This is a genomic window from Spirillospora sp. NPDC046719, from assembly GCF_040645715.1.
Classification (GTDB): domain Bacteria; phylum Actinomycetota; class Actinomycetes; order Streptosporangiales; family Streptosporangiaceae; genus Spirillospora.
Window position 1 is genome coordinate 1 of sequence record NZ_JBEYYT010000366.1, and the last position, 9,763, is coordinate 9,763.

A 9,763-nucleotide genomic window follows, 5' to 3' on the forward strand; every position below is an offset into this window, starting at 1 on the left:
TCAGCGGCCCGGACGCGGGCCGCGAGGAGGGAGACACCGTGACGAGCGACACACCCGCCGCCCTGGCCAAGGCGGCGGAGCGTCCCCGGCCCGCGCTCTCGATGAGCACCGGCCGCGCCGGGGACCGGATCTTCGCCGGGCTGAGCCGCGGCTCCGGCCTGGTGATCCTGGCGATCATGGCGGCGATCGCCGTCTTCCTGGTGTGGAAGGCGATCCCGGCGCTCCAGGACGACAAGGCGAACTTCATCACCTCGCAGGAGTGGAACCCCGACGGGACCCCCGCGAAGTTCGGCATCGCCCAGCTCGTCTTCGGCACGCTGATGACCTCGGTCCTCGCCCTGGTCATCTCGGTGCCCGTGGCGGTCGGCATCGCGCTGTTCATCACCTACTACGCGCCCCGCCGGCTCGCCGGCGCGATGGCCTACCTGGTCGACCTGCTCGCCGCGGTGCCGAGCATCGTCTACGGCCTGTGGGGGCTGAACTTCCTGGTCACGAAGATGACCGGGGTGTCGGAGTTCCTCAACACCTACTTCGGCTGGATCCCGCTGTTCGGCGGGAACGAGACCGGCGGCCGGACGATCCTCACCGCGTCCATCGTGCTCGCCATCATGATCCTGCCGATCATCTCCGCGATCACCCGCGAGGTGTTCGTGCAGGTCCCGCACGCGCACGTGGAGGCGGCGCTGGCGCTCGGCGCGACCCGCTGGGAGATGATCCGGATGTCGGTGCTGCCGTTCGGCCGGTCCGGGATGGTGTCGGCGGCGATGCTCGGCCTCGGCCGCGCCCTCGGCGAGACGATCGCGGTCGCGATGGTGCTGTCCACCACGTCCGGGATCGACTGGCACATCCTCAAGGACGGCGGCAACACGTTCGCGGCGAACATCGCGAACACCTTCGCGATGTCCGGGCCGGCGGGGCGCAGCGCGCTCATCGCGTCCGGTCTCGTCCTGTTCGTCATCACCCTGATCGTCAACGTGGGCGCCCGCGCGGTCGTGGCCCGCCGCAAGGAGTTCTCGTGACCTCCCTCTCCGGAACCAAGCCGACCTCGACGCTGGCCTCGGTCTCGGCGGGCCGCAAGGCCAAGGACCGCGCCGCGCGGGTGTTCGTCTACGCGGCGTTCCTGCTGGCGGTCATCCCGCTGGTGTCCGTGCTGTGGACGGTGGTCTCCAACGGCGCCAAGCGGTTCGACGGCGTGTTCCTCACCCACTCCATGAACGGCCTGGCCAGCAAGGACGCCGGCGGCGGCGCCTACCACGCGATCATCGGCACGCTGGAGCAGGTCGGGCTGACCGCGCTGATCTCCGTCCCGCTGGGCGTGCTCACCGCGATCTACCTGGTGGAGTACGCCCGCAACGGGCGCCTCGGCCGCACCATCAGCTTCTTCGTCGACGTCATGACCGGCATCCCGTCGATCGTGTCGGGCCTGTTCGTCCTGGCGTTCTGGCTGCTCGCGCTCGGCATGGACTTCTCCGGCTTCGCGGGCGCGCTGTCGCTGACGATCCTGATGCTGCCGACCGTCGTCCGCGCGACCGAGGAGATGCTCAAGCTCGTCCCCGCCGACCTCAAGGAGGCCGCGTACGCGCTCGGCGTGCCGCGCTGGCGCACGATCATGTTCGTGGTGCTGCCGACCGCGCTGCCCGGCATCGTGTCCGGCGTCATGCTCGCCGTCGCGCGCGTGATGGGCGAGACCGCCCCGCTGCTGCTGACGATCTTCATCACGAAGGCGATCAACACCGACCCGTTCAGCGGCGCGCAGGGCTCGCTGCCCACCTTCATCTGGGACCAGTCCACCGACCCCAACACCAACGCGGTGGACCGCGCCTGGGCGGGCGCGCTGGTGCTGATCCTGCTCATCATGCTGCTCAACCTGGCGGCCCGCCTCGTCGCGTGGCTGCGCAAGCCGTCGTCCCGATAGCCCGATAGGAGAGAACCCCACAATGGCCAAGCGGATCGAAGTCTCCGGGCTGCACGCCTACTACGGCGGCACCCACGCCATCGAGGACATCTCGATGACGATCGAGCCGCGCTCGGTGACGGCGTTCATCGGCCCGTCGGGCTGCGGCAAGTCCACGTTTCTGCGCACCCTGAACCGGATGCACGAGGTGATCCCGGGGGCGCGCGTCGAGGGCAAGGTGATGCTGGACGACGAGGACCTGTACGCCTCGTCGGTCGACCCGGTCGCGGTCCGCCGCGTCGTCGGCATGGTGTTCCAGCGGCCCAACCCGTTCCCGACCATGTCGATCTACGACAACGTCGCGGCCGGGCTGAAGCTGAACGGGGTGCGCGGCAAGCGCCGCCTCGACGAGATCGTCGAGGAGTCGCTGCGCGGCGCGAACCTCTGGAACGAGGTCAAGGACCGGCTCGGCAAGCCCGGCGCGGGCCTGTCCGGCGGCCAGCAGCAGCGGCTGTGCATCGCCCGCGCGATCGCCGTCCAGCCGCAGGTGCTGCTGATGGACGAGCCGTGCTCGGCGCTCGACCCGATCTCCACGCTCGCGATCGAGGACCTGATCGGCAAGCTGAAGAGCCAGTACACGATCGTCATCGTCACGCACAACATGCAGCAGGCCGCCCGCGTCAGCGACCGGACGGCGTTCTTCAACATCGCCGGCACCGGCAAGCCCGGGAAGCTCATCGAGATCGACGACACCAGCAAGATCTTCACGAACCCCGAGCAGAAGGGCACGGAGGATTACATCACCGGCCGCTTCGGCTAACCTGCCGCGGTGGACCGAGACCGCGCGCGCCCGCGGGCGCACCTGTTAAGGACGCCCGCGTTCCCGCTGCTCACGGCCGTGGCGGCGGCCGGTCTCGCGGGCTGCGGCGGCGGGGGCGGCCACCGGGCCGCGCCGGTGGTGCAGGCCGACCGGGCGCACTGCGGCCGGGGCTGGAACGATCCGCGCGCGGGCACGCAGACGCTGATGGTGCACAACGCCGACAGCGCCGCGACGGAGGTCGACCTCATCGACCCGTCCAGCGGGGCGGTCTACGCCGAGCTGGAAGGGGTCGGGCCGGGGACGACGCGGGCGCTGCGGGTGACGGTCGGCGGCGGGACCTACGCGTTCTGGTGCTTCCCGGACGGCGGCCACCCGGTCACCGGGCCGAAGGTGACCGTGACCGGCTCCGCGGGCGGCCCGGCGGTGCGTCCCGTCACGCAGAACGACCTGTTCCCCGCGCTGCGCTCCTACCGCGCGTACGTGACGAAGGGGCTCGGCGTCCTGCGCGACCGGGTGGACGAGCTGCGCGACGCCGTCCGCTCCGGCGACCTGGACGCGGCGCGCGCGAAATGGCTGCCCGCGCACCTGGCCTACGAGCGGCTCGGCGCCGCGTACGGCACCTTCGGCGACTACGCCGACAAGATCAACGGACGCCCGGCGGGACTGCCGGACGGCGTCCGCGACCCGGGCTTCACCGGCTTCCGGCGCATCGAGCACGGGCTGTGGCACGGGGAGTCCGCGGCGTCGCTGCGGAGACCGGCGGACCGGCTCGCCGCCGACGTTCGGGCGCTGGTCGCCGACTTCCCGCGCGAGCAGATCGACCCCTCCGACCTCGGGCTGCGGGCGCACGAGATCCTCGAGAACACGGTGCGGTTCGAGCTGGCCGGCAAGGGCGACCAGGGCAGCGGGACGGCCCTCGCGACCGCGTCGGCGAACCTCGACGGGACCCGCGCGGTCCTCGACCCGCTGCGCCCCGTGCTGAAGTCCCGGATGGACCTCGGCGGCATCGACGCCGGCCTCGACCGCGTGTCCGGGCTGCTGGAGGCGCAGCACCGGCACGGGAGATGGACGCCGCTGGACGAGCTGAGCACCGCCGACCGCGAGCGCGTCAACGGCGCCGTCGGTGACCTCGTCGAGCGGCTCGCGTCCGTCGCGACCGTCGCCGCCGTCCGGAGGACGTCATGAACGCCGGTCCGGAGGACGTCGTGAGCACAGGTCCGGAGGACACCGGGAGCGGGCCCGGCCGCCGCTCGTTCCTGCGCGGCGCGCTCGCCGCGGGCGTCGCGGGAGCGGTCACGACCGGAAGCGCCGCCGCCGCGAAGACCCCGGCGGACGCGAAGGACCCGGCTTACGCGAAGGACCCGGAGAGCCCGTCCCCGGCGGCGGCGCCGTTCCACGGCGTCCACCAGGCCGGGATCGTCGAGGAGCCGCAGGCCCGCTCCATCGTCGCCGCGTTCGACGTGATCGCCGAGAGCAGGGCCGAGCTCACCGACCTGATGCGCGCGCTGACCGACCGGGCGCGCGTCCTGACCGGCGGCGGCGTCCCGGCCGAGCCGGGCATCAGCGCGCCGCCGCCCGACTCCGGCATCCTCGGCCCGGACGCACCCGGCGGCGGCCTCACCGTCACCGCCGGCGTCGGCGCGTCCCTGTTCGACGACCGGTTCGGGCTCGCGTCCCGGCGCCCGAAGCGGCTCACCCGGATGCGGACGTTCCCCGACGACGACCTCGACCCCGCCTGGTGCCACGGCGACCTCTCCCTCACCCTCGGCGCCGCCGACGAGGACACCGTCCTGCACGCGCTCCGCGACATCTGCCGCCACACCCGCGGCGGCATGCAGGTCCGCTGGCGGATCAACGGGTTCTCCAGCCGGCCCCGGCCGTCCGGCGCGCCCCGCAACCTGATGGGCTTCAAGGACGGCATCGCCAACCCCGACGTCACCGACGCCGCCGCGATGAACCGGCTCGTGTGGGCGGCCGCCGACGAGCCGCCCTGGACGTCCGGCGGGACGTACCAGGTCATCCGGCTGATCCGGATGCTGGTCGAGTTCTGGGACCGGGTCGGGCTGCCCGAGCAGGAGCAGATGTTCGGCCGCAGCCGCGACACCGGCGCGCCCCTCGACGGCGTCCACGAGACCGACGCGCCCCGCTACGCCGCCGACCCCGTCGGCAAGGTCATCCCGCTGACCAGCCACATCCGCCGCGCCAACCCGCGCGTCCCGGACACCGAGGCAAGCCGGATCCTGCGCCGGTCCTGCAACTACGACCGGGGCGTCGACGGCGCCGGGAACCTCGACATGGGCCTCGTCTTCGGCTGCTTCCAGCAGGATCCGCACCGCCAGTTCGAGGCCGTCCAGGAGCGCCTCGCCGGCGAACCCCTCACCGACTACATATCACCGTTCGGCGGCGGTTACTTCTTCGTTCTTCCCGGCGTCCGGAATCGGGTAGATCATCTCGGCCGGGGGTTGCTCGGGTAGGCGCGCGGCGCGCCTGCGGGCCCCTCGCACCAGAGGAGGAGACAAGACATGCGGGAGACACCAGGTCCGAGAGAACCGGCCGGAACAGGACACCGCCGGGGCGCCCGCCGCCGGCCCGCGCTGATCGCCGCAGCCGCCGTCACGGCGGGGCTGGCCGGCCTCGCCGCCGCCTGCGGAACGTCCGGCGCGCCCACCGGGATCGCGGCGCGGGACGGCGCCACCGGCCACGGGCCGGGCGCGCCCCCGCGGACACCGATCGAGCACGTCGTGGTGATCTACGGGGAGAACATCTCCTTCGACCACTACTTCGGCACCTACCCGCACGCCGCCAACACCGACGGGACGCCGTTCCACCCCGCCAAGCACACCCCGAAGGTCAACGGCCTCACCGAGAAGCTCCTGAAGGACAACCCGAACCAGTACGACCCGAAGCGGCTGGCCCCGTCCCAGGCCCTCACCTGCGACCAGGACCACGGCTACGCCTCGGAGCAGAAGGCCGTCAACGGCGGCGAGATGGACAAGTTCGTCGAGTTCACCGGCAAGGACAAGTGCACCGGGCAGCCCATCCTGTTCGGCGAGCCGGGCCTCGTCATGGACTACTACGACGGCAACACCGTCACCGGCATGTGGAACTACGCCCAGAACTACGCCATGAGCGACAACTCGTGGGACGGGACGTTCGGGCCGTCCACCCCCGGCGCCATCAACCTGATCTCCGGGCAGACCCACGGCGTCTACGCGGTCGACCCGAAGACCCACGAGAAGGTCACCGACGCCTACACCGTCCAGTCCCGGGACGCGGACGGCGTCGGCACCATGATCAACGACCCGGACCCGGCGTTCGACGACTGCTCCGGCAACAACCACACCTCGGCCAACGCCCTCGCCGTCATGACCGGCAAGAACATCGGCGACCTGCTCAACGCCAAGAAGGTCACCTGGGGCTGGTTCCAGGGCGGGTTCCGGCCCACCGGCAAGGCGAACGGCTACGCCGTCTGCGGCGCCGCCCACGCCAACATCGGCCACAACCAGGTCGTCGACTACAGCCCGCACCACGAGCCGTTCCAGTACTACAAGTCCACGGCGAACGAGAAGCACCTGCCGCCGTCGTCCGTCCAGGCCATCGGCCGCACCGACCAGGCCAACCACCAGTACGACCTGACGGACTTCGACGCCGCGCTCGGCGCCCGCAACCTGCCGGCCGTCAGCTTCCTCAAGGCGCCCTCGTACCAGGACGGCCACGCCGGCTACTCCGACCCGATCGACGAGCAGAGGTTCGTCACCAGCACGATCAACAAGCTGCAGCGGTCGCCGGAGTGGAAGTCCACCGCCGTCGTCCTCGCCTACGACGACTCCGACGGCTGGTACGACCACGTCGCACCGCGCGTCACCAACGGCTCGGCCGACGCCGCGACCGACCAGCCCCTGTGCGCGAGCGTCAAGGCCATGGGCGGCTACCAGGACCGCTGCGGCCCGAGCCAGCGCCTGCCGATGCTGGTCGTCTCCCCGTACGCCAAGGTCAACCACGTCGACCACCGCCCGGTGGAGCAGGCGTCGGTGCTGCGCTTCATCGAGGACAACTGGGGCACCGGCCGGATCGGCGACGCCTCCTTCGACGCCCGCGCGGGCGGCATCGAGGGCATGTTCGACTTCCGCCGCCCCAAGGCCGAGCAGGTCATCCTCGACCCCGACACCGGCGCGGTCGTGTCCAGGGGGGCGACCCCCTGACCCCCGTCAGCGGGCGCTGAACGAAGAACCCCCGCCAGGGCTCACGCTTTGGCGGGGGTTCTGTCTTCGGCGTCGCCGGGACGATGATCGGGGACGAAGCGGTAGCCGACGTTGCGGACGGTGCCGATCAGCGACTCGTACTCGGCGCCGAGCTTGGCGCGCAGCCGCCGGACGTGGACGTCCACGGTCCGGGTGCCTCCGAAGTAGTCGTAGCCCCACACCTCCTGCAGCAGCTGGGCGCGGGTGAAGACCCGGCCGGGGTGCTGCGCGAGGTACTTGAGCAGCTCGAACTCCTTGAACGTGAGGTCCAGGATCCGGCCGCGCAGCCGCGCCGTGTAGGTGGCCTCGTCGATGGTCAGCTCGCCGCTGCGGATCTCGCCGGGCACCTCCTCGGCGTCGGCGACCGCCGCGGCCCGGCCGACCGCGAGCCGCAGCCGCGCCTCGACCTCGGCGGGCCCGGCGGTCTGCAGCAGCATGTCGTCCAGCCCCCACTCGGAGCTGAGCGCGGCGAGACCGCCCTCGGTCACGATGCCGAGCAGCGGGCAGTCCAGTCCGGTGGTGCGCAGCAGCCGGCACAGGCTCTTGGCCTGCACCAGCTCGCGCCGCGCGTCCACCAGGACGACGTCGGCGGGCGGCGCGTCGATCAGCGCGGACGCCTCGGCCGGCGCGACCCGCACCGAGTGCAGCAGCAGCCCGAGCGCGGGCAGGACCTCGTCGGACGGCTCCAGCGCGTTGGTCAACAAGAGCAAGCTGCTCAAGGGCCCGCCTCCTCGTCCCCTAAAAAGACGTAGGACCCAGGCGGCTCATCCTCAAGCCCGGCCACGGTCGGCGGCTCGAAGACGAGGTGACCATGAAGGGTCATGCGGATGAACTCCATGGCCTCGTCGCCCGGATCCCTCGTCCTGAGCATATCCGAGCCCTGGACAGAGGCAATGGCCGCATACCGGGAAGCCATGAGATCGTGGGAGCGTGGCCAGAGGGACGATGCGGTACTGGGCCGCGGCCAAGGCGGCGGCGGGGACGCACGAGGAGCCTTACGACGCCGGGACGCTGGCGGAGGCGATCGAGGCCGCGCTGGCCCGCGACGGGCGCGGCGCGGACTTCGCGCGCGTCGTCGGCCGCAGCTCGTTCCTGATCGACGGGGACCCGGTGGGCGGCCGGCCGCACGGGTCGGTGGAGCTGCCGGAGGGCGGCGTGGTGGAGGTGCTGCCGCCCTTCGCGGGCGGCTGATCCCGCGGCTCCGGCGCCGGAACTGATCTCACGGACTGATCCGGGCGCCGGGCGAACTCATCCCGCAGTGCGACTCGACCGGGGCGTTCCGGGCAATAAGGTGTGGCGATCGCGCATGCCGCCGCTCGAGGGAGAGAGATGCGCAAAGCACTGCTGGGGTTGCTGATCGTGGTCGCCGTGGGCCTGGTCGTCGCCGACCGGGTCGGGGTCCGGATCGCGCAGAACCGGATCGGGCAGCAGGTCGCGGCGCAGTACAACCTGCCGCGGCAGCCCGATGTCACGATCCACGGCATCCCGTTCCTGACACAGGTGGTCGGCGGCGAGTACGACCACATCACCGTCGACATCGGCGACTGGACCGAGCAGGGCGTCACCGTCTCCGACGTGACGGTGGACATGCGGGGCCTCAACGCGCCCCTGTCCGACGTGATCAACGGCGACACCACGAACATGACGGCCGACACCGCCGCCGCCTCCGCGATCATCCCCTATGACGTGATCAAGAAGGAGGCGCCGAAGGAGGTCAAGAGCATCGGCCCCAAGGGGAGCGACCTCTCGGTGGACCTGACCGGCAGCGTCCTCGGGTTCCCGGTGAACGGCACCGCGGTCGTCTCGGTGAAGCCGACCTCCAAGGGCATCGCGATCACGCCGGAGTCGGTGGGCGAGGGCGCCGCGCAGATGCCGCTGACGCTCGTCCGGCAGCAGCTGACCTGGGTCGTCCCGGTCAGGGACCTGCCCATCGGGGCGCGGATCAGCGGCATCGAGCCGACCGCCGGCGGCCTGAAGGTCACGGCGACCGCCCACAACGTCAACCTGAACGATCTTCAGCAGCAGCAGAAATAGCCGCGGCCCCCGTGAACCGGGACGCGCCCGCATCCGTGACAGGGGTGTGGGTCCCACCGCGGATGAGGGTTTGCTGCGCGCCCTGTACAGCGAGCACGGCGGTCCCCTCCTGGGCTACGTCCTGCGGCTGACCGGCGGGGACCGGCTCCAGGCGGAGGACGTCGTGCAGGAGACGCTGCTGCGCGCCTGGCGGCATCCGGACGCGCTGGCGGGCCGTCCGGTCCGCCCCTGGCTGTTCACCGTCGCGCGCAACCTCGTGGTGGACGCGCACCGGGCGAAACGGGCGCGGCCCCCGGAGACGGGCATCGACGAGCAGGTGATGGCGACGCTGCCGGGCTCGGACGACATCGACCGGGCGCTGGAGTCCTGGACGGTCGCCGAGGCGCTCGCCGAGCTGACCCCGTCGCACCGGGCCGTGCTCGTGGAGACCTACTACCGCGGCCGGTCGGTCGCCGAGGCCGCCCAGGCGCTCGGCATCCCGGCCGGCACCGTGAAGTCCCGCACCTATTACGCGCTGCGGGCGCTCAAACTCGCATTGGAGGAGCGGGGGTTGGCGCCATGAACGAATGCGCGGACGTGCGCACCGCGCTCGGCGTGTACGTGGTCGGCGCGATCGACCCGGCCGAGCGGGGGCGGGTCGACGCGCACCTGGAGGGCTGCCCGGCGTGCCGGGACGAGCTGGCCGGGCTGGCCGGGCTGCCGGCGCTGCTCGGCCGGGTCGAGGAGGCGCAGCTGGAGCAGGTGGCCGGGCCGGGGGCCGCGGGGCCGCCCCCC

11 protein-coding genes are annotated in these 9,763 nt (G+C 71.9%); 10 read left to right on the top strand and 1 reads right to left on the bottom strand.

Features of this window, described 5'->3' with window-relative positions:
- Positions 1-101: 101 nt before the first annotated feature.
- Genes pstC through ABZ914_RS39180 form a run of 6 tightly spaced genes read left to right on the top strand, consistent with a single transcriptional unit; the run spans position 102 to position 6,916 of the window.
- Complete coding sequence (pstC, locus tag ABZ914_RS39155) at positions 102-1,019, top strand: phosphate ABC transporter permease subunit PstC (protein WP_190856905.1); 918 nt, start codon at positions 102-104, stop codon at positions 1,017-1,019.
- On the top strand, positions 1,016-1,915 hold the full coding sequence (gene pstA, locus ABZ914_RS39160; RefSeq protein ID WP_500199560.1) for a phosphate ABC transporter permease PstA: 900 nt from the start codon (positions 1,016-1,018) through the stop codon (positions 1,913-1,915). Before pstC ends, pstA begins: the two co-directional genes overlap by 4 nt.
- A 22-nt stretch (positions 1,916-1,937) precedes the next feature.
- A complete protein-coding gene (gene pstB, locus ABZ914_RS39165) occupies positions 1,938-2,714 on the top strand; it encodes a phosphate ABC transporter ATP-binding protein PstB (RefSeq protein WP_151539321.1) in 777 nt (258 codons plus the stop codon).
- Between the two features lie 9 nt (positions 2,715-2,723).
- Positions 2,724-3,899, top strand: coding sequence for an EfeM/EfeO family lipoprotein (locus ABZ914_RS39170; RefSeq protein ID WP_500199562.1), 1,176 nt, complete (start codon positions 2,724-2,726; stop codon positions 3,897-3,899).
- Positions 3,896-5,188, top strand: a complete 1,293-nt coding sequence (gene efeB, locus ABZ914_RS39175) for an iron uptake transporter deferrochelatase/peroxidase subunit (protein ID WP_500199564.1) — start codon at positions 3,896-3,898, stop codon at positions 5,186-5,188. Before ABZ914_RS39170 ends, efeB begins: the two co-directional genes overlap by 4 nt.
- 48 nt (positions 5,189-5,236) lie before the next feature.
- Positions 5,237-6,916 carry a phospholipase C gene (locus tag ABZ914_RS39180; RefSeq protein WP_500199565.1) on the top strand — a complete coding sequence of 560 codons (1,680 nt, stop codon included), beginning with the start codon at positions 5,237-5,239 and terminating at the stop codon, positions 6,914-6,916.
- 41 nt (positions 6,917-6,957) lie between these two features.
- On the opposite strand, the gene ABZ914_RS39185 is transcribed toward ABZ914_RS39180, so the two are convergent.
- Entirely contained in the window at positions 6,958-7,674 is a 717-nt protein-coding gene (locus ABZ914_RS39185; protein WP_500199567.1) for a winged helix-turn-helix transcriptional regulator, read from the bottom strand.
- Between the two features lie 211 nt (positions 7,675-7,885).
- Between ABZ914_RS39185 and ABZ914_RS39190 the strand changes: the two genes are divergently transcribed.
- The 4 genes from ABZ914_RS39190 to ABZ914_RS39205 form a co-directional block, all read left to right on the top strand.
- Positions 7,886-8,146: a MoaD/ThiS family protein gene (locus ABZ914_RS39190; protein ID WP_190856795.1), complete on the top strand. Its 261-nt coding sequence runs from the start codon at positions 7,886-7,888 to the stop codon at positions 8,144-8,146.
- A gap of 138 nt (positions 8,147-8,284) precedes the next feature.
- A complete protein-coding gene (locus tag ABZ914_RS39195; protein WP_500199569.1) occupies positions 8,285-8,989 on the top strand; it encodes an LmeA family phospholipid-binding protein in 705 nt (234 codons plus the stop codon).
- A 31-nt stretch (positions 8,990-9,020) separates the two neighbouring features.
- A complete protein-coding gene (locus ABZ914_RS39200; protein ID WP_500199573.1) occupies positions 9,021-9,551 on the top strand; it encodes a sigma-70 family RNA polymerase sigma factor in 531 nt (176 codons plus the stop codon).
- Positions 9,548-9,763 (top strand): anti-sigma factor family protein (locus ABZ914_RS39205; RefSeq protein ID WP_500199571.1); only part of this gene is annotated, 216 nt, incomplete at its 3' end. The genes ABZ914_RS39200 and ABZ914_RS39205, both read left to right, overlap by 4 nt.

What these genes read in the sequence shown, in the direction of transcription:
- efeB (WP_500199564.1), top strand. Translation starts at nt 3,896, where the DNA reads ATGAACGCCGGTCCGGAGGACGTCGTGAGCACAGGTCCGGAGGACACC.
- pstC (WP_190856905.1), top strand. Translation starts at nt 102, where the DNA reads ATGAGCACCGGCCGCGCCGGGGACCGGATCTTCGCCGGGCTGAGCCGC.
- pstB (WP_151539321.1), top strand. Translation starts at nt 1,938, where the DNA reads ATGGCCAAGCGGATCGAAGTCTCCGGGCTGCACGCCTACTACGGCGGC.
- ABZ914_RS39180 (WP_500199565.1), top strand. Translation starts at nt 5,237, where the DNA reads ATGCGGGAGACACCAGGTCCGAGAGAACCGGCCGGAACAGGACACCGC.
- ABZ914_RS39195 (WP_500199569.1), top strand. Translation starts at nt 8,285, where the DNA reads ATGCGCAAAGCACTGCTGGGGTTGCTGATCGTGGTCGCCGTGGGCCTG.